Source organism: Parasphingomonas zepuensis, assembly GCF_036663735.1.
Taxonomy (GTDB): Bacteria; Pseudomonadota; Alphaproteobacteria; order Sphingomonadales; family Sphingomonadaceae; genus Sphingomonas.
The window spans coordinates 192,620-214,256 of record NZ_JAXOJO010000007.1 but is presented as its reverse complement, the minus strand read 5'-3'; the positions used below and the strand labels follow the sequence as shown (position 1 = coordinate 214,256).

General features: G+C 67.1%; 26 protein-coding genes. 11 read left to right on the top strand and 15 right to left on the bottom strand.

The window, feature by feature from the left end; genetic code table 11:
* Positions 1 to 11 precede the first annotated feature (11 nt).
* The 4 genes from U1769_RS22715 to U1769_RS22700 all read right to left on the bottom strand — a co-directional run bounded on the left by U1769_RS22715 (position 12) and on the right by U1769_RS22700 (position 2,469).
* Positions 12 to 434 carry a hypothetical protein gene (locus U1769_RS22715; RefSeq protein ID WP_332720353.1) on the bottom strand — a complete coding sequence of 141 codons (423 nt, stop codon included), beginning with the start codon at positions 432 to 434 and terminating at the stop codon, positions 12 to 14.
* Positions 435 to 555: 121 nt separating this feature from the next.
* Positions 556 to 1,245 (bottom strand): 2OG-Fe(II) oxygenase, encoded by a 690-nt coding sequence (locus U1769_RS22710; RefSeq protein ID WP_332720374.1) that lies wholly within the window; start codon positions 1,243 to 1,245, stop codon positions 556 to 558.
* A 2-nt stretch (positions 1,246 to 1,247) separates the two neighbouring features.
* Positions 1,248 to 1,733: a methylated-DNA--[protein]-cysteine S-methyltransferase gene (locus U1769_RS22705; protein ID WP_332720352.1), complete on the bottom strand. Its 486-nt coding sequence runs from the start codon at positions 1,731 to 1,733 to the stop codon at positions 1,248 to 1,250.
* A gap of 85 nt (positions 1,734 to 1,818) precedes the next feature.
* Complete coding sequence (locus U1769_RS22700; protein ID WP_332720351.1) at positions 1,819 to 2,469, bottom strand: response regulator transcription factor; 651 nt, start codon at positions 2,467 to 2,469, stop codon at positions 1,819 to 1,821.
* Positions 2,470 to 2,627: 158 nt separating this feature from the next.
* Here U1769_RS22700 and U1769_RS22695 point away from each other — a divergent pair, with 158 nt between their 5' ends.
* The 8 genes from U1769_RS22695 to U1769_RS22660 all read left to right on the top strand — a co-directional run bounded on the left by U1769_RS22695 (position 2,628) and on the right by U1769_RS22660 (position 10,756).
* Positions 2,628 to 4,565 carry a sensor histidine kinase gene (locus tag U1769_RS22695; protein WP_332720350.1) on the top strand — a complete coding sequence of 646 codons (1,938 nt, stop codon included), beginning with the start codon at positions 2,628 to 2,630 and terminating at the stop codon, positions 4,563 to 4,565.
* 35 nt (positions 4,566 to 4,600) lie between these two features.
* The gene (locus U1769_RS22690; protein ID WP_332720349.1) at positions 4,601 to 4,996 is read left to right on the top strand and encodes a response regulator transcription factor; all 396 of its coding nucleotides are present in this window, start codon (positions 4,601 to 4,603) and stop codon (positions 4,994 to 4,996) included.
* A 158-nt stretch (positions 4,997 to 5,154) separates the two neighbouring features.
* Positions 5,155 to 5,823, top strand: coding sequence for a sensor histidine kinase (locus U1769_RS22685; protein ID WP_332720348.1), 669 nt, complete (start codon positions 5,155 to 5,157; stop codon positions 5,821 to 5,823).
* A 135-nt stretch (positions 5,824 to 5,958) separates the two neighbouring features.
* A complete protein-coding gene (locus U1769_RS22680) occupies positions 5,959 to 6,396 on the top strand; it encodes a hypothetical protein (RefSeq protein WP_332720347.1) in 438 nt (145 codons plus the stop codon).
* A gap of 5 nt (positions 6,397 to 6,401) precedes the next feature.
* A complete protein-coding gene (locus tag U1769_RS22675) occupies positions 6,402 to 7,217 on the top strand; it encodes a ferredoxin--NADP reductase (RefSeq protein ID WP_332720346.1) in 816 nt (271 codons plus the stop codon).
* Positions 7,218 to 7,498: 281 nt separating this feature from the next.
* On the top strand, positions 7,499 to 9,406 hold the full coding sequence (locus U1769_RS22670) for a M61 family metallopeptidase (RefSeq protein WP_332720373.1): 1,908 nt from the start codon (positions 7,499 to 7,501) through the stop codon (positions 9,404 to 9,406).
* 77 nt (positions 9,407 to 9,483) lie between these two features.
* Positions 9,484 to 10,041: an inorganic diphosphatase gene (gene ppa / locus U1769_RS22665; RefSeq protein WP_332720344.1), complete on the top strand. Its 558-nt coding sequence runs from the start codon at positions 9,484 to 9,486 to the stop codon at positions 10,039 to 10,041.
* A 10-nt stretch (positions 10,042 to 10,051) separates the two neighbouring features.
* The gene (locus U1769_RS22660) at positions 10,052 to 10,756 is read left to right on the top strand and encodes a hypothetical protein (protein WP_332720343.1); all 705 of its coding nucleotides are present in this window, start codon (positions 10,052 to 10,054) and stop codon (positions 10,754 to 10,756) included.
* Here U1769_RS22660 and U1769_RS22655 read toward each other — a convergent pair.
* From U1769_RS22655 to ispG, 5 genes are read right to left on the bottom strand one after another with little or no spacing between them, the layout of a single operon-like run.
* Positions 10,686 to 11,042 (bottom strand): TfoX/Sxy family protein, encoded by a 357-nt coding sequence (locus tag U1769_RS22655; protein WP_332720342.1) that lies wholly within the window; start codon positions 11,040 to 11,042, stop codon positions 10,686 to 10,688. The genes U1769_RS22660 and U1769_RS22655 overlap by 71 nt on opposite strands.
* Positions 11,043 to 11,079: 37 nt before the next feature.
* The gene (locus U1769_RS22650; RefSeq protein WP_332720341.1) at positions 11,080 to 11,400 is read right to left on the bottom strand and encodes a DMT family transporter; all 321 of its coding nucleotides are present in this window, start codon (positions 11,398 to 11,400) and stop codon (positions 11,080 to 11,082) included.
* 1 nt (position 11,401) lies between these two features.
* On the bottom strand, positions 11,402 to 11,881 hold the full coding sequence (locus U1769_RS22645; RefSeq protein ID WP_332720340.1) for a GNAT family N-acetyltransferase: 480 nt from the start codon (positions 11,879 to 11,881) through the stop codon (positions 11,402 to 11,404).
* The gene (locus U1769_RS22640; protein WP_332720339.1) at positions 11,878 to 12,771 is read right to left on the bottom strand and encodes a DMT family transporter; all 894 of its coding nucleotides are present in this window, start codon (positions 12,769 to 12,771) and stop codon (positions 11,878 to 11,880) included. Before U1769_RS22640 ends, U1769_RS22645 begins: the two co-directional genes overlap by 4 nt.
* Positions 12,772 to 12,812: 41 nt before the next feature.
* Entirely contained in the window at positions 12,813 to 13,931 is a 1,119-nt protein-coding gene (gene ispG / locus U1769_RS22635; protein WP_332720338.1) for a flavodoxin-dependent (E)-4-hydroxy-3-methylbut-2-enyl-diphosphate synthase, read from the bottom strand.
* A 160-nt stretch (positions 13,932 to 14,091) separates the two neighbouring features.
* Here ispG and U1769_RS22630 point away from each other — a divergent pair, with 160 nt between their 5' ends.
* From U1769_RS22630 to U1769_RS22620, 3 genes are read left to right on the top strand one after another with little or no spacing between them, the layout of a single operon-like run.
* Entirely contained in the window at positions 14,092 to 15,264 is a 1,173-nt protein-coding gene (locus tag U1769_RS22630) for an acyltransferase family protein (protein WP_332720336.1), read from the top strand.
* An 8-nt stretch (positions 15,265 to 15,272) separates the two neighbouring features.
* The gene (locus U1769_RS22625) at positions 15,273 to 16,190 is read left to right on the top strand and encodes an isoaspartyl peptidase/L-asparaginase family protein (RefSeq protein ID WP_332720372.1); all 918 of its coding nucleotides are present in this window, start codon (positions 15,273 to 15,275) and stop codon (positions 16,188 to 16,190) included.
* Positions 16,191 to 16,235: 45 nt separating this feature from the next.
* Positions 16,236 to 17,096 carry a S1/P1 nuclease gene (locus tag U1769_RS22620; RefSeq protein ID WP_332720335.1) on the top strand — a complete coding sequence of 287 codons (861 nt, stop codon included), beginning with the start codon at positions 16,236 to 16,238 and terminating at the stop codon, positions 17,094 to 17,096.
* 24 nt (positions 17,097 to 17,120) lie between these two features.
* On the opposite strand, the gene U1769_RS22615 is transcribed toward U1769_RS22620, so the two are convergent.
* The 6 genes from U1769_RS22615 to tolA all read right to left on the bottom strand — a co-directional run bounded on the left by U1769_RS22615 (position 17,121) and on the right by tolA (position 21,633).
* Entirely contained in the window at positions 17,121 to 17,390 is a 270-nt protein-coding gene (locus U1769_RS22615) for a hypothetical protein (RefSeq protein WP_332720333.1), read from the bottom strand.
* Between the two features lie 102 nt (positions 17,391 to 17,492).
* Positions 17,493 to 17,711 (bottom strand): type II toxin-antitoxin system antitoxin, encoded by a 219-nt coding sequence (locus tag U1769_RS22610; RefSeq protein WP_332720331.1) that lies wholly within the window; start codon positions 17,709 to 17,711, stop codon positions 17,493 to 17,495.
* Between the two features lie 9 nt (positions 17,712 to 17,720).
* Positions 17,721 to 18,623, bottom strand: coding sequence for an SPFH domain-containing protein (locus tag U1769_RS22605; RefSeq protein ID WP_332720330.1), 903 nt, complete (start codon positions 18,621 to 18,623; stop codon positions 17,721 to 17,723).
* 122 nt (positions 18,624 to 18,745) lie between these two features.
* On the bottom strand, positions 18,746 to 19,252 hold the full coding sequence (pal, locus tag U1769_RS22600; protein WP_332720329.1) for a peptidoglycan-associated lipoprotein Pal: 507 nt from the start codon (positions 19,250 to 19,252) through the stop codon (positions 18,746 to 18,748).
* 77 nt (positions 19,253 to 19,329) lie between these two features.
* Positions 19,330 to 20,724, bottom strand: coding sequence for a Tol-Pal system beta propeller repeat protein TolB (gene tolB / locus U1769_RS22595; protein ID WP_443030443.1), 1,395 nt, complete (start codon positions 20,722 to 20,724; stop codon positions 19,330 to 19,332).
* Positions 20,725 to 20,733: 9 nt separating this feature from the next.
* A complete protein-coding gene (gene tolA / locus U1769_RS22590) occupies positions 20,734 to 21,633 on the bottom strand; it encodes a cell envelope integrity protein TolA (RefSeq protein ID WP_332720328.1) in 900 nt (299 codons plus the stop codon).
* Positions 21,634 to 21,637 lie beyond the last annotated feature (4 nt).

The window sequence follows — 21,637 nt, the reverse complement described above, 5'->3', positions numbered from 1 at the left end:
CCAGCGAGCGCTCAGCGCTCGCGGCGTACCGTGACCGAGCGCTGGCCCTTGATGTCGAAATAATGCGCGCCGAGCATGCTGCGGCGATATGTGACGGCATCGCCCACGACCGGCCGCCGGCCGCTGCTCGTAGTGGTGCTCCACACGCTGCCGTCAGCCAAACGGAGCTCGTAAAGGCCGAAGCTCAGCGGCGCGATACCGGTGATCGTGCTGCTGAACCCGGACTTCGTTTCGGGCGCCTTGGGCGCCGGTGCCTCGGGCAGAGCAGTCCTGTTGGGCTCGGCACGGGGCGCTTCCACCGCAACGGGCGCCGGAGCGGAGGACGGCCCGCCCTGTTGTCGGTCATAGCAGGCGAGCCGGAGGCTCGGGTCAGCGATCGAGCGGCAGTCCTGCGCCTGGGCCGGCATCGCCATGGTGCCGCCGCCGAGAACCAACGCTACGCCTATCGCGGCCGCCCGATACACACTCATCATCTCCGGTACTCGCTTTGCTATATGATATATGCTCCGCAAACCCTAGCGCGGCGGGAGCGCAGACGCCAGCCCGGGCAAGTTGCTACCGCGCGTCATGGAAGATGATCCCGAGCGTGTGGCGGTGGCCAGACCGGACCTTGCTGACGCCGTGCCGCAGCGCCACGCGATAATCGCCGCGCACGCCGCGGTGCGGGCGCTGGTTCACGGCGAAGACCACTGCGTCACCCTTGCCGAGCCGCACGACTTCAGCGCGGGACTGCATCCGCGGGCGCTGCTCGGTCAGCACGAACTCCCCGCCGGTAAAATCCTTGCCCGGTTCGGACAACAGGATCGCCACCTGCAGCGGAAAGACATGCTCGCCGTACAGATCCTGATGGAGACAATTATAGTCGCCCGCGCCGTAGCGCAGCAGCAGCGGTGTCGGCCGGGTCTGGCCTGCAGCGTGGCAGCGATCGAGGAACGCGGCATGGTCCTGGGGAAAGGACACGCCGATCCCCATCCGCTCGTGCCAGCGATTGGCGATCGGCGCGAGGTGCGGATACAGCGCCGTGCGTAGCGTTTCGACAAGAGGCGGGAGCGGATAGGCGAAGTAGCGATACTCCCCCTGCCCGAAACCGTGCCGCGCCATCACCACATGGCTGCGGAATGCAGGGCCGGGCCCGTAACACGCGGTCATCGCATCGCAATCGCCGGCACCGAGCAGGCCAGGCAGCACCGCCCAGCCCTGTTCGTCGAGATCAGCCTGCACCGCGTCCCATTCAACGGAAGCCATGGTCACGCAGCGCGGCCTTCCAGCCGGAGCAGCCGCTCCTTTGCGGCAAGCCCGCCGGCAAAGCCGGTCAGCGCCCCATTGGCTCCGATCACCCGGTGGCACGGCGCGATGATCGAGATCGGATTCCGCCCGTTCGCCGCACCGACGGCGCGCACGGCGCTCGGCCGGCCGATCTGCCGCGCGATCTCGGCATAGCTGCGCGTCTCGCCGAACGGGATCGTCAGCAGCGCACCCCACACGCTCTTCTGGAAATCGGTGCCCGCGAAATCGAGCGGCACGGCAAAGGCCGTCAACGTGCCGGCGAAATAGGCGGAGAGCTGCCGCTCGGTCTCGACGAGACAGGGATTGTCGGGCTGCTCGACGAGCGGTCCGAGCGGGACGCGGCGCGGATCGTCATTCTCCCACAGGATCGCCCTCAGCCCGGCCTCGCCGGCGACGAGAGTCAAGTGTCCAACGGGCGAATCTATCCGCTTGTAGAAACTGGTCATGCTAGTTGCTCCCAATCTTGCCGGGAGATCCATGCCTCTTGCCGAAAGACGCTACACCCCGCGCCTTGCGCTCAAAAAGCGCCCGCTAGCGCGCTGCGCCGAACCGGGCCGCGCCCGTCTCGCGCGCGCCAAGCAGCTCGGCCATCCGCACCAGATCGGCGAGCGACTGCGCCTGCATCTTGCGCATCAGGTTGCCGCGGTGGATCTTCACCGTGATCTCGCTCAGATCAAGCCGGGCCGCGACCTGCTTGTTCATCAGCCCGGCGGTGACCAGCGCCATCACCTCACGCTCGCGCGGGGTGAGCGTCTGGTAGAACGCGCGCAGGCCATCGGCCTGGCCGTCGGCGGCGCGCCGATCGCGATCGAGCGCGACCGCTTCCCCGATCGCCGCCAGCATCGCATCCTCGTCGAACGGCTTGCTCAGGAAGGTGACCGCGCCGGCCTTCATACCCCGAACGGTCATCGGGATATCACCGTGCCCGGTCATCAGGATGACGGGCACCCTCACCTCGCCGTCGAGCAGCTGCTGCTGGAAATCCAGGCCGCTTGCCTCCTTCAGCTGGATGTCGAGGATCAGGCAGGCCGCCTGCTCGCTTTCCTCGCAGGCAAGATAGTCTTCCGGCGATTCAAAGGTGAGCACCCGCAGGCCGGCCGACCGCAACAGGCTGTCGAGCGAGCCGCGCATCTCCACATCGTCATCGATCACGCATATAAGCGCGGCTGAATCGTCGCTCATGTCGCACTCTCCTGGCCACTCGTCCGCCGAGTCCCTTGGCCAATCCCTGGGGTCCTTGCTATCGGGCCAATGGATATGATTGCAACACCTTGATATCGCGGACTCGATATCTTTGCAGGAGGCCCGACACAGTGCAGCGCAACCATGGCGGGCCAGCGATGACTGACCCGGTGGTGGTAGACGCCCCACCCAGTACTGTATTGCTGCGTCCCGGCACGCGCGCGCGCCTTGCGCTTGCGGCGATCATCGCGCTGCTGATCTTCTGCGCCGATATCCTCAGCCCGCTCCAGGGCGCGATCGCGGTGCTGTACATCACCGTCATCCTGCTGGTCGCCGGATCGGGCGGCCGCCGTTCGGTACTGTGGACCGGCCTGCTGTGTGCCGTGCTGGCTACCGTCGCCTTTATCGACAGCCATCGCGGGGATCCGGTCGACAGCGCCTATGCGCGGTTTGGGGTCAGCCTGGTGGCGATTGCGATCACCACCCTGTTGTCGCTCCGCAACCGCCTCGCCCAGACCACCCTGACCGAACAGGCGCGCATGCTCGAACTGAGCCATGACACGGTCATCATCCGCGACGCGGCCGACATCATCCGCTTCTGGAACGACGGCGCCCGGGAATTGTACGGCTGGACCCGCGCCGAAGCGGTCGGCCAGTCCTGCCAGGCGCTGTTGCGGACCGAATTGCCGGACGATGTCGCAAACGCGCTTGCCGCCACCGGCCAATGGTCGGGGGAACTGACCCGCGTCCGCCGCGACGGCACCCGGATCGTGCTCGCCAGCCGCTGGCTCGCCCGGTTCGATCCAGATCGCCGGCGTGTCGGGATCATCGAGACCAGCGCCGATCTCACCGAGCGGCGCCGCGCCGATGCCGAGCGGCGCCGTTCCGAGGCGCGCTACAGCACGATCTTCCATGCTGCCGGATTCGCCATCTGGGAATCCGACTGGTCCGAGCCGCGCAGGATGATCGACGAGGCCCGTGCGTTCGCCGGCGACGACCTGCCCGGCTATCTATCGGCGCACCCCGATCTGGTCCGCTCGGCCACCGCGGCAGTAACGATCAGCGCGGTCAATGAGGCGGCCGTGAAGCTGTTCGGGCTGAACGGCCCGGAGGATCTGGTCGGCGGCAATTTCGTCTCGCGCCTTACTCCCATCTCCGAACACGGCATGCTGCATGTCGTGTCGTCGCTCGCCAACGGCGCCGGCATGGTCGAGACCGATGCACAGTTCCTGAGCTTCAGCGGCGACCTGATCGAAGTGGTGCTGCGCGTGACGCTGCCGCCCGAGGACGATGGCTGGAAGCGGCTGCTGATCACCGCGCTCGACGTGACCGAACGCAACCGCGCCCGGGCCAGGCTCGACGAGACGCTGAGCGAGCTGGCGCACGCCACCCGCGTGACGATGCTCGGCCAGCTCACCGCGTCGATCGCGCATGAGGTGAACCAGCCGCTCGCGGCGATCGTCAACTATGCGAAATCGGGCAAGCGCTGGCTGGCGCGCGAAGTGCCCGACGTCGCCGAGATCACGCACTCGCTCGATCATATCGTTTCCAACGGCACGCGCGCCGCCGAGATCATTTCCCGCATCCGCGCGCTGGTACGCAAGACCGCGGCAGAATCGGCGGCCTATGACGTCGCCACGATGGTCGAGGAGGCAGTGTTCCTGATCCAGCGCGAAGCGCGCGCCAGCCATGTGACGATCCGGTCCGAGATCGCGGCGGTCGACCCCGTTCTGGGCGACCGGGTGCAGGTGCAGCAGGTGGTGATGAACCTGCTGATGAACGCGATCCAGGCGATGCGCGAGGTCGCCGGCCGGCCGCGCGAGATCGCGATCACGGTGCTGCCCGACGGCGAAGCAATGATATCGGTTTGCGTCAGCGATCGCGGCAACGGTTTCAGCGATGTCGCCGCCGAACGGCTGTTCGATCCCTTCTTCACCACCAAGGCCGACGGCATGGGCATGGGCCTGTCGATCTGCCGATCGATCATAGAGGCGCAGGGCGGCACGATCGCCGCACGCAACAATCCGGACCATGGCGCGAGCGTATCCTTCACCCTGCCGGGCGGTCCGGCGGCGTCCAGCCAAACCTGTGTATGATTGGATCGGGACGGCGGAGGGCGCAGCTCTGCGTGGTGAACGGCAGTGACTCTTGGCGGACGGCGGCGATCATCGCGATCGTCGACGATGATGCGGACGTGCGGGGCAGCGTTGAAAGCCTGATGCGCTCTGCCGGGATCGAGGCGTGCAGCTTCGCCTCGGCAGAGGCCCTCCTTGCATCGCCGCTGTGTCCGCGGATCGACTGCATCGTCACCGACCTGCACATGCCTGGCCTTGACGGGCTCGGCCTGCAGCTCGAGCTGCGGCGGCGCGGCCTGGCCGTTCCCGTCATCGTCGTCACCGGTTTCCCCGATCCCGCCGCCCAGCAGCGCGCGATCGATGCCGGCGCGCTGGCCTTCCTGGCCAAGCCGGTCGATCCCGACATCCTGCTCGACCTAGTCGAGGGCGTGTTGCGCCGGGCGCGCGACTAGCCCCGCCAGACCCCGACAAACCGGTCGCGGGGTACCCATGCGATCGGACCGGCCGCGCCATACCAGTGTATAGTGGCTCCCATCGCGCCGTCGCCGCATGGTCATCCTCATCGGCGGCGTGTCCTTTCACGGACCGCTGCCAGTGGGGGACCGGATCGATGATGCAGCGACACACCATGACCGCAAAGCCCTTTCCCGATCCGGCCGTGATCGCGTCCAACATCCGCCTCGAGGCGATGCTCGGTGAGATGAACCACCGGGTCGCCAACAGCCTGCAGCTCGTCGCCGCGATGGTCTCGCTCGAGGCGCGCACGATCGCCGATCCGGCGGCGCGCGAGGCGCTGCAGGCTACCCAGCGCCGGATCGACGCAGTGGCGCAGGTGCACAGCCGGCTCTACCGCTCGCTTGGCGCGGCCGACATCGATCTCGCCGCCTATCTCACCGACCTCGCCGGGCAGCTGCACGACAGCTATTCCACCGATACGGTCGATCGCCCGATACGGGTCGAGGCGGCGACCTTGCGGGTGCCGGTCGACCGCGCCATCTCGATCGGCGTGATCGTCAGCGAACTCGCCAGCAACGCCTGCAAATATGCTTACGCCGAGCAGGAGCCGGGCGGCGTTTCGATCACGCTCTCGACTGGCTCGGACGGCAGCTACCGGCTGGTCGTCGAGGATCGCGGCGCAGGCCTGCCTGCTGACGGCCGGGTGCACGGGACCGGCATGGGACGGCGCCTGATCGAGCTGATGGCGCAGAGCCTGGGCGCAACCGGCAGCTATGAAGCCGACGCGCCGGGCACGCGCTATGTGTTGCATGGGCTGGCCTGAACGCACACCGCAGCAAACCACGCTAATGCGATTTAGTCGCAATAATTGTTGACGCCAGCATGCGCCAGGTCCTATCGACTTATTGCGAATGATTCTCACGTGGGCGCGGATGCCCCGTAGCGCAAGGGCCGATGCATGTACCGTTTTCTCGATCGGCCCGTGGCCGGGCTCGATCCCGTCGACCGGCTGCTGATCTGGTCGATGCGCAGCTGGGTGGCGGCGATCGGCAGCGGGCGCTGCCCCTGCTCGACCCTGGGGCCTGCCTTTGCCGGATGGCGCATCCAGGGCCTGCTGCCCGACTTCAACACCGCGATGATGGTGCTCAACAATGACGGACAGGGCCCGCTCCATTTCGGCCCGGTGACCTGCGGCCGGGTCGGCGACGACGAGGCGATCCTGCTCGCGCTGTTCGCGGGCGGCCTGGCGGAAACGGATGGGCAGCTCCGCCGGATAGCCACGCAGCTCGCCCAGCCCTCCGCGGTCTCGATGCTGGTGACCGCGGTCGACCGTGTCGCCGCCACGCTGGCGCACGTACCGGCCGCGTGGGACATCCCGGACGCGGCGAAAGGGTGAACGCCATGACTCAGCATCACCCCGCCCCGGCCGTGCTTCCGCCGCATTCCAGCTTCTCCACCGCGGCGGTGCGCTGGGTCCGCCACTGGAACGCGCATCTGTTCAGCTTCGCGATCGAACGGCCGGCGAGCTTCCGCTTCCGATCGGGCGAGTTCGTGATGATCGGCCTGCCGGTCGAGGGACGGCCGCTGCTCCGCGCCTATTCGATCGCCAGCCCGGCCTGGGACGACCAGCTGGAATTCCTGTCGATCAAGGTGCCGAACGGTCCGCTGACGTCCCGGCTGCAGACGATCCGTGCCGGCGACCAGCTCTATCTCGGCCGCAAGCCGACCGGCACGCTGGTTGCCGATGCGCTGCTGCCCGGCAGCCGGCTGTTCCTGTTCGCCACCGGCACCGGCCTCGCGCCGTTCCTCAGCATCATCCGCGATCCCGACATCTATGACCGGTTCGCGCAGATCATCCTGGTGCACAGCGTGCGCACCGTCAGCGACCTGGCCTATTGCGCGGACCTCACCGCGCAGCTCGCCGGCGATCCGCTGGTCTGCGATCAGGCGCTGCTCCAGTTCACCTATGTCCCGACCGTCACGCGCGAGCCGTTCCGCACCAGCGACCGCATCGGCGCGCTGATCGACAAGGGCGCGCTGTTCCACCCGCCGGTGACGGGCGCCCGCCACCTCGACCCGGCGACCGACCGCGCGATGCTGTGCGGCAGCAACGCGATGATCCGCGAGCTCGCCGCGACGCTCGAAGCCTCCGGCTTCACCGAAGGCGGCGTCGCGCGGCCGGGGCAGTTCGTGATCGAGCGGGCGTTCGTCGGCTGAACGACTCGGGGCAGTGGGGAATTCTGCTCGAATAAGGTCGATCGCAGCCTTGAACACAGACTGAGTGTGAAGACCCAATCCACCGTGGCGTTGCGGCATGGAATCTCGAACACGTCCGGGTAACGAATTGCAGGGCCGGTCGCACGCTCGAAATGTCGCCTTTACGTCACGCTTCGGCATAAAATCGCGCCCTTGCCCAGCAGGATGGCCCGGCGCTGGACTCGCGGCGCTCCGACCCGGTAAGCCGGGGCATCTTGTCTTTCCCCGAAAGTCTCCCCTTGATGTTTCGTACCGCGCTTGTCGCATCCCTGCTCGTTACCGTCGCCGCGCCCGCCCTGGCCGAGAATTCGAAGCCGCAGCCGGTGCCCTATGTGAACACCATCCCCGACGCGCGCGACATTCCCTATCCCGGCACGATCACGCTGGAGATCGACGCGACCGACACGAAGCGCGGCATCTTCACGACGAAGGAGACCATCCCGGTCGCCAAATCGGGCCACATGGTCCTGCTCTTCCCGAAATGGCTGCCCGGTGCGCATTCGCCGCGCGGCGAGCTCGACAAGGTCGTCGACCTGTACATCCGCGGCAACGGCAAGATCATCCATTGGACGCGCGATCCAGTCGATGTCTTCGCCTATCATATCGACGTGCCGGCGGGCGTGAAGACGCTCGACATCGACCTGCAATTCGCCTCCGCCACCGCAAGCGACCAGGGCTCGATCGTCGTCTCGCCCGACATGCTGCGGCTGCAGTTCAATTCGATGAGCCTGTATCCGGCCGGTTATTTCACCCGGCAGATCCCGGTGAAGGCAACGGTGAAATATCCCGATGGCTGGCACGCCTCGTCGGGCCTGCCGTCCAAGGCGGTGGGATCGACCTACAGCTATGAGCCGACCAATTACGAAGTGCTGGTCGATTCGCCCGTGCTCGCCGGGCGCTATTACAGGCAATGGGCGCTGAGCCCGCGGGTCAACCTGAACGTCTATGCCGACAATGCGGCCGAGCTCGCCGCGACGCCCGAGCAGATCGACGCGCACAAGCGCCTGGTAGAGCAATCCGTGAAGCTGTTCGGCAGCCAGCAATATGACACCTACGAATTCCTGCTATCCCTGTCGGACCAGATGGGCGGCATCGGGCTGGAGCATCATCGCAGTTCCGAAGACGGGGTGAAGCTCGGCTATTTCCTGAAATGGAAGGACGGCCCGGGATCGCGCAACCTGCTGCCGCACGAATATACCCATAGCTGGGACGGCAAGTATCGCCGCGGCGCCGATCTGTGGACGCCCGATTACCGCACGCCGATGCGTGGCTCGCTCTTGTGGGTCTATGAAGGCCAGACTCAGTTCTGGGGCTATGTGCTGCAGGCGCGGTCCGGCCTGGTGTCGAAGCAGGACACGCTCGACATGTACGCCTCGATCCTGGCCTCGCTCGACAACCGCCCGGCGCGCGAGTGGCGCGCGATGGTCGATACCACCAACGATCCGGTCATCTCTCAGCGGCGGCCCAAGGGCTGGCTGAGCAACCAGCGATCCGAGGATTATTACAATGAAGGCCTGCTGATCTGGATGGAGGTCGATTCGATCCTGCGCAAGCTTTCGGGCGGGACCAAATCGATCGACGATTTCGCCGGCAGCTTCTTCCGCGGCCGCGACGGCGACTGGGGCCAGGTGACCTATACGTTCGACGATGTCGCGGCGACGCTGAACGGCATCCAGCCCTATGATTGGGCCGGTTTCCTGAAGCAGCGCATCACCGAGACGGGCGCGCCCGCGCCGATCCAGGGCTTCGCCGCCAATGGCTACAAGCTGATCTACACCGACGAGCCGACACCGTCGTTCAAGCAGTCCGAGACCACCGCGAAGCGCACTGACCTCAGCTATGGGCTCGGCGTCGCGCTCAGCAACGAGGGCGTCGTCACCGGCGTGATCTGGGACAGTCCGGCGTTCAAGGCGGGGCTGACGCTGAGCGATACGATCGTCGCGGTCAACGGCAATGCCTGGTCCGCCCAGGCGATCAAGGACGCGGTTACCGCCGCGAAGACGGGCAAGGAGCCGATCGTGCTGCTGGTGAAGGCGAATGACCGGATCGCGCCAGTCAGCATCGACTATCACGGCGGCCTGCGCTATCCGCGCCTCGAGAAGATCGGCACCGGAGAGGGTGGCCTGGATAAGCTCTTGACGCCCCGCTGATCGGGGCAGCGGCAGCGGCGCGCCGGCCCCTTGCGGGGGCGGCGTGGCGGGGCCGTTCAGCCACGCAAAGGATCCCAATGAACATCGACTTGATCTCCATCGGCGACGATCCCCCCAACAGCCTGAACGTCATCATCGAAGTGCCCGTCGGCGGCGAGCCGGTGAAATACGAGTTCGACAAGAAGTCGGGCGCGCTGTTCGTCGATCGCATCCTGCACACGCCGATGCGCTATCCGGCTAATTACGGCTTCGTGCCGCACACCCTGTCGCCCGACGGCGATCCGCTCGACGCACTGGTCGTCGCGCGCTCGCCCTTCGTGCCCGGCTGCGTCGTGCGCGCCCGTCCGATCGGCGTGCTCAAGCTCGAGGATGAGGCCGGCGGCGACGAGAAGCTGGTCTGCGTGCCGGTCGACACGACCTTCCCTTATTATTCGGATGTGGGCGAGCGCGGCGACCTGCCCTCGATCGTGCTCCAGCAGATCGAGCATTTCTTCAAGCACTACAAGGACCTGGAGTCCGAGAAGTGGGTCCGCATCGGCCAGTGGGGCGATGCCGAGGAAGCCAAGCGAATCGTGATCGAAGCGATCGCCGCGGCCAAGGCCGCCAAGAAGGCGAAGAAGACCAAGAAGGCATGACGAAACGGTGATGCCCCGGACGGCCTGGCGGGGATGTGCGACGGCGGGAATCGTCGCCTCCCTCTGCTCCTGGTCGTTCGGGCGCATCCCCGGCATGGTCGAGTGCGGGCCCGGCGGCGGGCTCGGACCGATCATGACCTTCGAATTCGCGCGAACGCCCGACGATGTCGCCGCCCTGTTCGGGAGCGAGCCTTGCACGACGGCTCTGGTCGCGGCGCAGAAGACGGGGCTGTTGCTCGACGCGTTGGGCTTCATTCCCAGCTATACCGCGTTCCTGATCCTCGCCGCGATCGCCGCGGAATCGCGCAAGCGCGTGACGCTGACGGCGATCGCGACCTTCCTCATCGCCGCCGTCAGCGACCAGATCGAGGGCGGCCTGCTTTACGCGATCCTGACCGACCTGCCGGGCACGCCTGCCTTGCTCGGCGCGCTGTGGTGGGCGGTGCATGTGAAATTCGCCCTGCTCGCGCTGGGCACCATGGGCATTGCGGGAATGCTCGCGCGCGGTTCGCTGTTCCGCTGCCTGTCCGCGGCGCCGATCTGGAGCGGCGGCTTGCTTGCGACGCTTGGCCTGGTCCTGATGCCCGGCGAATGGATGATGACAGGCTTCGCCCTTGCCTGGGCGACCCTGCTGATCGTCGCTCTCATCGCTTCTTTCGTGCCTTTCGCGGCGCCCGCTGCCCCGCAGCCAGACCCAGCGACGCCCAGCGCCTGAGTTCGTCGGCGTCGTCATAGACGTCGTCCGGGGGACGACGATAATTCATCGACTCCATCCGGCCCCCGCCCATGTCGTAGCTGAAGCGCTCGCCGCAGCCGGCGGCATCCCATTCGGCATCGCCGACCGCATCGGATTTGAACCACATCGCCGAATCATCGACGATCGCGAAGATGGTGCCGTCGCAATAGAGCACAGCGCCGCCCATCATCTTGCGCAGCGTCACCGTGCCGACCGGCTCCATCGCCTCGGCGATCCAGTCCACCAGTCCCTGATCGAAGGCCATCGCTTTCCTCCTTCAGTGCCGAGAGTCGATGATGCGCCTAGCTCTGTGCCGTCAGCTTCAGGCCGGCGATGCACATCACCACGCCGAGCATCAGCAACAGCCGCACCAGCCCGGCCGATTCGCCGTACCAGGCAATGCCGACGAGAACCGTACCGAGCGCGCCGATCCCGCTCCATACGATATAGGCGGTACCCATCGGGATCGACCGCGCCGCGATTTCCAGCAGGGCCATCGACAGGCCGACCGAAACGAGGAAGCCGAGCGTCCAGAGCAAATTCCGGAAGCCGTCGACATGGCGCAGGCAGGTAGTGAAGCCGATTTCGAACAGCCCGCCCAGGATGAGAAGCAGCCAGGCCATCTCAGCCGCGGCCCGCGAGCCTGGTGAGCGCGTCGCCGGACACGCGGTTGACCGTCCAGCCGTCCATCGGCTCGGCGCCCATCGACTTGTAGAAGGCGATCGCCTTTTCGTTCCAGTCGAGCACCGACCATTCGAACCGGGTGCAGCCGCGATCCACTGCGATCGCGGCGAGATGGCGCAGCAGCGCGGCGCCGACGCCCTGGCCGCGCGCCTGCGGCGTCACATAGAGATCCTCCAGATACAGGCCGCGCCAGCCGGTCCAGGTCGAGAAATTATGGAAGAACAGCGCCATGCCCAGCGGTTCGCCGTCGCGCTCGGCGATCACTGCCTCTGCATCGGGACGGTCGCCGAACATCGCCTCCTGCAACAGCGCCTCGGTCGCGACGACCTTGTCGGCTTCGCGCTCGAACTCGGCGAGCTCGCGCACGAAGCGCATGATGGTGGGAACATCGGCGGGTGTGGCGAAACGGATATCGGTCATGCGGCTGCCTCGGTCTGGGGGGCGGGTGCGGCGGTGCCGCGGATGGCGGCGAGGCAACCGGCGACGATCAGCCCGGCCCCCGCCACGGTGTAGAGCGAGACATGCTCGCCAAAGATCAGCCAGCCGAGGATCGCCGCCCACACAAAGGCGGTATATTCGACTGGCGCGAGCACCTGCGCCTCGGCCCGGCCATAAGCCCAGGCGAGCGCGGCCGCCGAGAAGGAGCCGAGCACCGCCGCCGCCGCGATGGCGGGCAGCTGCGCGGTTGACGGCATCACCGCGAACCACGGCGCGCCGAGCGAGAGCAGCACGCCGATGACAAGGCCGGTGAACAGGGTCACCTCGACTGGATCGGCGACCTGCGCCTGTTTGCGCAGCAGGACCAGGCTGTAGCCGTAGAGGACCGACGCGACGAGGATCGCACCCGAACCAAGCAGCGTTTCGTGCGACGCGCCGGCGCGGGCCTGCCCCCAGGCAATCACGAACACGCCGGCCGAGGCGATCACCGATCCGAGGATCGCAGCGCGCCGGATACGCTCGCCGAGCAACGCCGCGGCGAGATACAGCGCGATTAGCGGCGCGAGGAAGGTCAGCGCGACGCCCTGCGCCAGCGGCACGCGGACGAGCCCCCAGAAGAACAGCAGCACGGAGAGGCCTGCCGCGAGCCCGCGCACGGTGTGGAGGGTGAGCGCGCTGCGCTCTGGCCAGGGCCGGCGCCGCACGAGATAGATCGCGCCCATCAGCACGACGCCCGCGACCGATCGCCACAGCACCGCACTATAGGCGCCGCTGGCGATGCTCAGACCCTTCATGAAGGCGTCCATCATCGCATAGGTCGCGATACCCAGGGTCGCGACGGCGAAGGCCAGAGAGGATTGCTTACGCCCCATCGCGACCGCATAGCCGCCAACGACAGCGCCGTCACCGGTGCTCAGGCGGCGGCGCGCGCCTCGTCAGCGGCATCGATCTCGGCGGCCTTCGCCTCGACCAGCCGGACGATATGCTCGATCATGTCCTCGCTCTGGACCGTGTGATCGGTGACGCCCGACAGATAGACCATGTGCTTGCCATTGCCGCCGCCGGTGAGGCCGATATCGGTCTCGCGCGCTTCGCCGGGGCCATTGACGACGCAGCCGAGCACCGACAGCGACATCGGGGTGCGGATATGCTGGAGCCGTTCCTCCAGCGCCTGCACTGTGCGGATCACGTCGAAGCCCTGGCGCGCGCAGCTCGGGCAGGAGACGACGCGCACGCCGCGGTTGCGGATGCCGAGGCTCTTGAGGATCTCGAAGCCGACGCGAACCTCTTCCTCGGGCTCGGCGGAGAGCGAGACGCGAATCGTGTCGCCGATGCCGTACCAGAGCAAAGAGCCGATCCCGATCGCGGACTTGACCGTGCCGCCGACGAAGCCGCCAGCCTCGGTGATGCCGAGATGGAGCGGGCAATCCACCACTTCGGCGAGCTGCTGATAGGCGGCGACCGCGAGGAACAGGTCGGACGCCTTCACCGCGACCTTGTACTCGTGGAAATCATGGTCCTGCAGGATCTTGATATGATCGAGCGCGCTCTCGACCAGCGCCTCGGGACAGGGCTCGCCATATTTTTCGAGCAGGTCCTTTTCCAGGCTGCCCGCGTTCACGCCGATGCGGATCGAGCAGCCATTGGCCTTGGCGGCGTTGACGACCTCGCGCACGCGCTCGGCCGAACCGATGTTACCCGGATTGATGCGCAGGCACGCAGCGCCGGCATCGGCCGCCTCGAGCGCGCGCTTATAGTGGAAATGAATGTCGGCGACGATCGGCACGCGGCTGGCGCGGACGATCTGACGCAGCGCCGCGGTCGATTCGACATCGGGGCAGGACACCCGGATGATGTCGACGCCGGCATCCTCGCAGCGGCGGATCTGGTCGATCGTCGCCTTCGCATCGGAGGTGAGCGTGTTGGTCATGGTCTGGACGGTGACGGGCGCATCGCCGCCGACCGGCACGTTGCCGACCATGATCTGGCGGCTCTGGCGGCGCGTGATGTCGCGCCACGGACGGATGGACATGGTAATTCCTCGTTTCGCCGCCGCTATAGCGCCCCCGGGCCGCCCGTTAAAGCGCCACCGTCAGCCCTGCACCGAATCGCGATACGGCATCCATCGCGCGGCTGCACCGTTGTGGCGGGTGCGGCTGGCCATCCGCCCGCCATCGTCTAAAGGGGCTGCAATGGAACGGCATTACGGCCTGGACTGGCTCCGGATCGGGGCTTTCGGCCTCCTCATCTTCTACCATGTCGGCATGGTGTTTGTACCGTGGCCTTTCCACGTGAAGACCGCGCACCCGATCGATTGGGTCGCGATACCGATGCACGCGACCAACAGCTGGCGGCTGATGCTGCTGTTCGTCGTCTCCGGCTATGCCAGCCGCGCGCTGCTGGCGAAGAGCGGTGGCACCGGCGCCTTTATCGGATCGCGCAACAAGCGGCTGCTGATCCCATTGCTGTTCGGCGTGATCGTCATCATCCCGATCCAGCCCTGGGTCGAGCTGACCACCCAGCATGGTTATGACGGCGGCTTCGGCTGGTTCTGGCTCCATGATTATTTCCGCTTCGGCATGTTCCACCGGATCGTCCTGCCGACCTGGCAGCATCTGTGGTTCATCGCCTATCTGTGGGTCTATACGGTGGCGCTGGCGGGCGGGGTGTGGCTGCTGCGCGGGCGCAGCCTGCAGGGCTGGTTCGACCGCCTGTTCGGCAATGGCACGCTGATCCTGCTGCCGATCGCCTGGCTGCTGCTGGTCGACATGTATCTGTTGCCCGGCGCGCGCGAGACGCATGACCTGATCGGTGATCCGATCGCGCATTTCCATTATCTGCCGGGCTTCCTGTTCGGCTTCGCGCTGGCCCGTTCCGGGCCGGTCATGGCGGCGATCGGGCGGTGGTGGAAAGCCGCGGGCGTGGTCGCGCTGCTGAGCTACGCCATGGTCGCGGCGATCGAGCTGCGCTGGCCGGGCAGCGTGATGCCCTATCCCTATGGCTATGTCTTCGCGACCGCACGCGTGATCCAGGGCTGGTGCGCGATCGTCGCGCTGATCGGCCTGGCCGAGCGCTACTGGAACCATGACCATCGCTGGCGGCCCGTCCTGACCGAGGCGGTCTTCCCCTTCTACATCATCCACCAGACCTTGATCGTCGCGGTCGAATGGGCGCTGCTGCCGTACGGCCTGCCGGCCGCGGTCGAGTTCTTCATCCTGGTGATGACGACGATCGCCGGGTGCTGGATCTTCTACCTGGTCGGGCGCGAGATCGGCTGGCTGCGGCCGCTGATCGGGCTGCGCGGCGGGATGACGACGCGGCGCGCGCGGCGCCCGACCACACTCACCCCGGCGGAGACGTCGTGATGGCCGATATGGGCTGGACGCTCGTTATTCATGGCGGGGCCGGCGGCATGACGCGGGAACGCCTTTCCGACGAACAGGACGCCGGCGCGCGTGCTGCGCTGGGGCAGGCGCTCGACGCCGGATCGGCCGTGCTGGCGGCCGGCGGCGCTGCGCTCGATGCCGTCGAGGCGGCGGTGCGCGTGCTGGAGGACGATCCGCATTTCAACGCCGGGCGCGGCGCGGCGCTGACCTATGAAGGCGTGGCCGAGCTCGACGCCGCGATCATGGAGGGAACGCACCGCAAGGCCGGCGCCGTTGCCGGCGTCACCGCCACGCGCCATCCGGTGAGCCTTGCCCGCGCGGTGATGGAGCAGAGCCGGCATGTCCTGCTCGGCGGCGACGGCGCCGACCAGTTTTCGCGCGAGCATGGGCTCGAACAGGCCGGACAGGACTGGCTGGTCCTGCCCGAGCGCCGCCGCCAGCTCGAGGAGCTGAAGGCGCGCGGCGCCGACGCCTTCGATGTCGACATGAAATATGGCACGGTCGGCGCGGTTGCACGCGACAGCACCGGCCATGTCGCGGCCGCAACCTCGACCGGCGGGGTGACCGGCAAGCGCTGGGGCCGGATCGGCGATTCGCCGCTGATCGGCGCGGGCACTTATGCCGACGACCGGGCCGGGGCGGTATCGGCGACGGGCGCTGGCGAATATTTCATCCGGGCCGGCGTTGCGCACGAGATCTGTGCGCGGGTCCGGCTGGCAGGCGCCGGGCTCCGGGCGGCAGCGGACGCGGTGATGGCCGATGTGCTGGCGCTGGGTGGCACGGGCGGCGTGATCGTGACCGGGCCGGATGGCGAGGCGGTATGGAGCTTCACCACCGCCGGCATGTTCCGCGCCCGGACCGGATCGGCCGGGGACCGGGAGATTGCAATCTATGGCGACGAATAGCCGCGCCGCTTTCGTGCGGCGGTGCGACCGGCTAGAGCCACGGGCATGACTCGCCTCCTTCCCGCTCTCGCCGCCGTCGCGCTTGCCGCAACCGCGTCTCCTGCCGCCGCCTATTGGGAATATGGCCACCAGACCATCGCGCAGATCGCGCGGGCCAATGTGAAGCCGGCGACGCGGGTCGCGATCGACCGGCTGTTGCGGCAATCGCGGCTGCTCGGCACGCCGACCTGCCCGGCGCGCACGATCGAGGATGCGAGTATCTGGGCCGATTGCATCAAGACGATCAAGGATCCCGACGGCAAGCGCCCGTTCGATTTCGCCTATAGCTGGCACTATCAGAACGTGAACATCTGCCAGCCGTTCAGCCTGGTCGAGCCGTGCAAGGACGGCAATTGCGTGTCGGCTCAGATCGAGCGCGATGTGAAGCTGCTGCGCGACAAGGCGACGCCCGCGAAGCAGCGAGTGGAGGCGCTCGCCTTCCTGATCCACTTCGTCGGCGATCTGCACCAGCCGCTCCACGCCGGCGACAAGACCGACAAGGGCGGCAACGACGCCAAGGCTGCTTACGGTATCCTCACGACGCCGCGGCTCAATCTCCACACGATCTGGGACGGCTATCTCGCCGAGCGGGCGATCTCGACCCGCCCGGCGCTGGTGCGGCGCTATTCCCGGGCCGAGCGCGCGACGCTGGCGGCGGGCAATGTGACCGACTGGAGCCGCGAGAGCTGGCAGGTCGCGCATGACAGCGTCTACACCAGCGCGATGAAGGGCGATCCCTGCGCGCCGACCCCGGAGGGCATGACGCTCGACGATGCAACGGTCGCGTCACTGGTGCCGGTGGAACGGCTTGAAGTGCAACGTGGCGGACTGCGACTGGCGAAGCTGCTCGACGAAGCGCTTTCGTAGCGGCGATTCCCGCGACCGTTCCGTTCAGGACCGCGAACCCCAGCGCCAGCCCCAGCCGCCATCGGTCTTGCGCCACGCGATCGTCGCGAAGGCGGCGACCAGCGCCACGCCGACGATGATCTTGTACGGCTCGCCGGGCAGGAAGCGGATGTCGAGCAACAGCGCGGCGCAGAAACCGAGCGTCAGCGCCCAGCCCTGCCATGTCACCGGCGTCGCGCCGAAGCCGAACTGCTTGGGCACGAACCAATAGCCGTCACGCACATGATACCAGCGCCTGATATCGTCGATCTTCATGCCACTCTCCTCAGGCGAATTGCACCAGCAGGCCAAGCCCGATCAGGGCGAGCGAGATCGCGACCAGCCAAGGAAGCCGGGCGCGTGTCGTGAAATTACCGATCATTGCTTTCCTCCATCATCCCGGGACTTCGCCGGCCGCCCGCGTTTCGCGCGGACCGGCGCTTCGAGCTTCACGCCGCGCTTCGCCAGCGCTTCGCGCAGCAGGCATTCGAACTCGGCGTTGACGCTCCGCAGATCGGCCGCGGCCGCGCGCTCGACCGCCGCGTAGAGCGCGGGATCGAGGCGCAGCGGAAACGCCTTTTTGGGGGGAGCGCTCACCGCAACCGCTTATTGGTAGAGCGAGCCGGTGTTGACGACCGGCTGGGTATCGCGCTCGCCGCACAGCACGACCATCAGGTTCGATACCATCGCCGCGCGCCGCTCGTCGTCAAGCTCGACGACATTCTTCTCGGACAGCATCTCGAGCGCCATCTCGACCATGCCGACCGCGCCCTCGACCAAGGTCTTGCGCGCCGCGACCACGGCCTGGGCCTGTTGCCGGCGAAGCATCGCGCCGGCAATCTCCTGGGCGTAGGCGAGGTGCGTGAAGCCGCATTCGTCGACGGTGATGCCGGCAACCACGAGCCGCTCGATCAATTCCAGGCGAAGCTCGGCCCCGACCTGATCGTGATTGCCGCGCAGCGTGACTTCCTGATGCTCGAAATCGTCATAGGGATAGCGCGCGCCGATCGTCCGCACTGCCGCTTCGATCTGCACGATCACGAACGCCTTGTAGTCGTCGATGTCGAACAGCGCCTGGGCAGTGTCGGTGACGCGCCACACGACCTGCGCCGCGATCTCGATCGGGTTGCCGCGCTGATCGTTCACCTTCAACCGTTCCGAGATCATGTTGTTGGCGCGGAGCGAGACCTTCTGGCGGACGAGCCAGGGCAGGACCCAACGCAGCCCCGTGGTACGATCGGTCCCCTTGTACGATCCGAACAGCGTGATCGCCGCCGCCTGATTGGGCTGGAGCATGTAGAAGCCGCAGGCCACGAACAGGGCGACGACCGCGCCGGAGGTGATCAGCGCGCCGGCAGCGGCCGGATTGGTGCGCACCAGCGTCACGCCGAAGCCGGCCGCGACGAGCGCGATCAGGATGACGAGCAGCATGACATAGCCGCTCGAGGTGGACGCCGTGCGCTCGCTCGACAGTGTGAGCGCGGTGTTCCTGACAACCCCATTCGTCATAAGAGCCTCCCGTTAATGTGATATCACATTTATATCGGTTTTTGGAGGCCCGCAAGGAGGAATGACAACGCCGCCGGATCGGGGTGATCCAGCGGCGCAGCAAAGTGGACAGGGATGACGCGTCAGTTGAGGACGATGGTCACCGCGCGGCGGTTCTGGGCCCAGCTGCCCTCGTCCGAACCGAGCGCGATCGGGCGTTCCTTGCCGTAGCTGATCGTCGAGATGCGCGCCGGATTGATGCCCCGCGCCGCGAGATAGTTCTTCGCGGCATTGGCGCGGCGATCGCCGAGCGCGAGGTTGTATTCGCGGGTGCCGCGCTCGTCGCAATGGCCTTCCAGCGTCACCCCGACATTCGGCCATTTGGCGAGCCATGCCGCCTGGCTGTCCAGGATCGCGCGGGATTCCGCGTCGATATCATATTTGTCGAGCGCGAAATGGACGGTGTTGCTGGTCACCGAGCGTTCGAAATCGGCGCGCGAACCGGGCGCGACGCTGTCCTCGGTGACCGGGCCGCCGCCGGTCGTCGTCTCCTGGCCGGGCGCGGGCGGGATCTGCTTCGGCTTGGGGCTGCACGCAGCGGTCGCGACGAGCGCTGCGGTAATGATCAGCGTGGTGGTCAGTTTGGCCATCTGGCTTCTCCTTCGATGAAAGTCGTTTCGGTTGCGCCCCGACACGGGGCATTGCGGGTTGATCCAGGCAGCATGTTTCAGGGACGTAACGGTCCCCAGGCAGGGTCGGATCCATCAAGGGGCGTCGGAATCTTGCGCTCATTGACTCCGGTCAGATCGACCGACCAGAGATCGGCGGTGCCGCGGCCACCGCGATGCGAGCGGAAAAAGGTGATGACGCGGCCATTGGGCGACCAGCTCGGGCTTTCGTCCTGCCAGCTGTTGGTCAGCAGCCGCTCGTTGCCGCCGCCGGGGCTCATCACGCCGATCCGGAAATCGCCCGAGGTCCGCGTGAAGGCGATCAGGTCGCCGCGCGGGCTCCATGCCGGGGTGGCGTAGCGTCCGCCGCCGAAGCTGATGCGCTGCTGGTTGGAGCCGTCGGCATTCATCACATAGATTTGCTGGCTGCCCGAACGATCGCTTTCGAACGCGATCCGGGTGCCGTCGGGCGAATAGCTGCCGCCGGTATCGATGCCGGGAGCATTGGTCAGCCGCTGCGGCGACCCGCCAGCCGCCGCGACCCGGTAGACATCGGTATTGCCCGCCACCGCCATCGAAAAGAGAATCCAGCGGCCATCGGGCGAGTAACGCGGCGCGAAGGTGAGGCTGGGATTGTTGACCAGCAGGCGCTGCTTGGCCGACGCGATATCGTACACATAGATCGCCGGGCGATCGTTGAGATAGCTCATATAGACGATCGAGCGCTGGTCCGGCGAGAAGCGCGGGGTCAGCACGGTCGACTGGCCATTGGTGAGGAAGCGGTGATTCCCGCCATCCTGATCCATGATCGCCAGCTGCTTGAAGCGCTTTCCCTTGGGGCCGGTTTCGGAGACGTAGACGATGCGGCTGTCGAAATAGGGGCCTTCGCCGGTCAGCCGGGCATAGACCATGTCGGCGCATTTATGCCCGGCGCGGCGCCAGTCGCCGGGCGACACGACGAAGCCCTGGCGTGTCAGCTCGCTGCGCGCGAACACGTCGTAGAGATAGCAGCCGATGGTGAGCGTGCCGTCGCCATTGGCGCGGACGAACCCCTGAACGAGGGCCTGCGCGCCGGCCCCGCTCCAGGAATCGAAGGTGGGTGCAGTGACCTCGGGAAAAGCGACGGCCTTGAGCGCGCCCGGATCGACCGGCTTGAACAGGCCGCTGTTGCGCAGATCGTTGGTCACGATCTGGGCGAGCTCGCGGCCGAGCTTGTCGGTCGGGCCCGCCGCCGTATCCACCACCGCGGCGGTCGGCATGACCGGAATGGCGATGCCGAGCGGCGCCGAAGTACCGCCGACCACGTCGACAACCAGCCCCCCGTCCTGATCGGGCGCGGCCGGCTGAGTCTGGCTCACCGGTGGCGGCGCGGGGCTGTCCTGCGCCTGGGCCATGGCCAGCGGCGACAGCGTGGCGAAGACGGCGGCAAGAAAGGCGATCGGGGAAGATGTCATGATGATCCTCTAGCCTGGCAGTTTGTAGCGGAGGCTGAACACGCTCCAGCCATTGGGGACGTCATAGAGTTCGGCCGGCAGACCGCGCAGAGGCGAGCAGCCCTTGAACGTTGCGATCGCGTTGTCGTCGACCCGGTCCTGATATCGGTCATTCTCGGCATCGACGCCACTATGCCCGACAACCTGGGGGTTGCCGATCAGCGATCCGTCGCGATTCATCCGCAAGCGGATGGTGACGATAATACGCTCGGCGCCCGGCCCCGGCTTTACCTGGCGGTCGGCGCAGGGCTGCACCTGGCGCTTGATCGCCGAGCCGATATCGGCGGCGGCCTGCTGGCTCATGACCGCAGCCCGCGGCACCACCGACTTGCTGGTCGACGGCTTGTCGGACAGGCCCTTGAGGAAATCGTCGCCGAGCCGCGATCCCCGCGCGCGCTTCTTGTCCGACGCGGGATCGCTGCCGGTTCCAGCGGTGCGGCCCGGCTTCTTGCCGGCCGGGGCGGCATCGCGTGTCGGCGGCTTCTTCGAGGTGTCGGGCGTCGGCGCGACGGGCTTTTTCGGCTCCGGCGCTGCCTTGGGCGCCGGCTTGGGCGGCGGCGCGGCCTTGGGCTGGGGCTGGGGCTGGGGCTGGGGCTTGGGCGGCGCCGGATCGGGCTGCGCCTCCTCCTTCGGTGCCGGCGGCGCGGCATCCTCGGGCGGACCCTGATCCGGTGCGCGTGACTCGGCCGGCGGGACGACCGCCTGCGGTGCCTGCGCGACGAGGCCGACCTCGTCGACCAGCGAAACGTCGATCGGCGCCGCTTTCACGCGGTCGGGCTCCGGCGGGCGAAAACCGAACGACAGCACGCCGAACAGCACGGCGTGTCCGACAAGCGCGACACCCAGGGCAATCGCTTCGGAGCGTTGCATCAGG

Coding starts and splice junctions, on each gene's coding strand:
- ispG (WP_332720338.1), bottom strand. CDS start 13,931: ATGTCCATCCGTCCGTGGCGCGACATCACGCGCCGCCAGAGCCGCCAG.
- U1769_RS22700 (WP_332720351.1), bottom strand. CDS start 2,469: ATGAGCGACGATTCAGCCGCGCTTATATGCGTGATCGATGACGATGTG.
- U1769_RS22620 (WP_332720335.1), top strand. CDS start 16,236: ATGACTCGCCTCCTTCCCGCTCTCGCCGCCGTCGCGCTTGCCGCAACC.
- U1769_RS22680 (WP_332720347.1), top strand. CDS start 5,959: ATGTACCGTTTTCTCGATCGGCCCGTGGCCGGGCTCGATCCCGTCGAC.
- U1769_RS22645 (WP_332720340.1), bottom strand. CDS start 11,881: ATGACCGATATCCGTTTCGCCACACCCGCCGATGTTCCCACCATCATG.
- U1769_RS22650 (WP_332720341.1), bottom strand. CDS start 11,400: ATGGCCTGGCTGCTTCTCATCCTGGGCGGGCTGTTCGAAATCGGCTTC.
- U1769_RS22695 (WP_332720350.1), top strand. CDS start 2,628: ATGACTGACCCGGTGGTGGTAGACGCCCCACCCAGTACTGTATTGCTG.
- U1769_RS22640 (WP_332720339.1), bottom strand. CDS start 12,771: ATGGGGCGTAAGCAATCCTCTCTGGCCTTCGCCGTCGCGACCCTGGGT.
- U1769_RS22660 (WP_332720343.1), top strand. CDS start 10,052: ATGCCCCGGACGGCCTGGCGGGGATGTGCGACGGCGGGAATCGTCGCC.
- U1769_RS22625 (WP_332720372.1), top strand. CDS start 15,273: ATGGGCTGGACGCTCGTTATTCATGGCGGGGCCGGCGGCATGACGCGG.
- tolA (WP_332720328.1), bottom strand. CDS start 21,633: ATGCAACGCTCCGAAGCGATTGCCCTGGGTGTCGCGCTTGTCGGACAC.
- U1769_RS22630 (WP_332720336.1), top strand. CDS start 14,092: ATGGAACGGCATTACGGCCTGGACTGGCTCCGGATCGGGGCTTTCGGC.
- U1769_RS22675 (WP_332720346.1), top strand. CDS start 6,402: ATGACTCAGCATCACCCCGCCCCGGCCGTGCTTCCGCCGCATTCCAGC.
- tolB (WP_443030443.1), bottom strand. CDS start 20,724: ATGACATCTTCCCCGATCGCCTTTCTTGCCGCCGTCTTCGCCACGCTG.
- U1769_RS22605 (WP_332720330.1), bottom strand. CDS start 18,623: ATGACGAATGGGGTTGTCAGGAACACCGCGCTCACACTGTCGAGCGAG.
- U1769_RS22705 (WP_332720352.1), bottom strand. CDS start 1,733: ATGACCAGTTTCTACAAGCGGATAGATTCGCCCGTTGGACACTTGACT.
- U1769_RS22710 (WP_332720374.1), bottom strand. CDS start 1,245: ATGGCTTCCGTTGAATGGGACGCGGTGCAGGCTGATCTCGACGAACAG.
- U1769_RS22670 (WP_332720373.1), top strand. CDS start 7,499: ATGTTTCGTACCGCGCTTGTCGCATCCCTGCTCGTTACCGTCGCCGCG.
- U1769_RS22685 (WP_332720348.1), top strand. CDS start 5,155: ATGATGCAGCGACACACCATGACCGCAAAGCCCTTTCCCGATCCGGCC.
- U1769_RS22615 (WP_332720333.1), bottom strand. CDS start 17,390: ATGAAGATCGACGATATCAGGCGCTGGTATCATGTGCGTGACGGCTAT.
- ppa (WP_332720344.1), top strand. CDS start 9,484: ATGAACATCGACTTGATCTCCATCGGCGACGATCCCCCCAACAGCCTG.
- pal (WP_332720329.1), bottom strand. CDS start 19,252: ATGGCCAAACTGACCACCACGCTGATCATTACCGCAGCGCTCGTCGCG.
- U1769_RS22655 (WP_332720342.1), bottom strand. CDS start 11,042: ATGGCCTTCGATCAGGGACTGGTGGACTGGATCGCCGAGGCGATGGAG.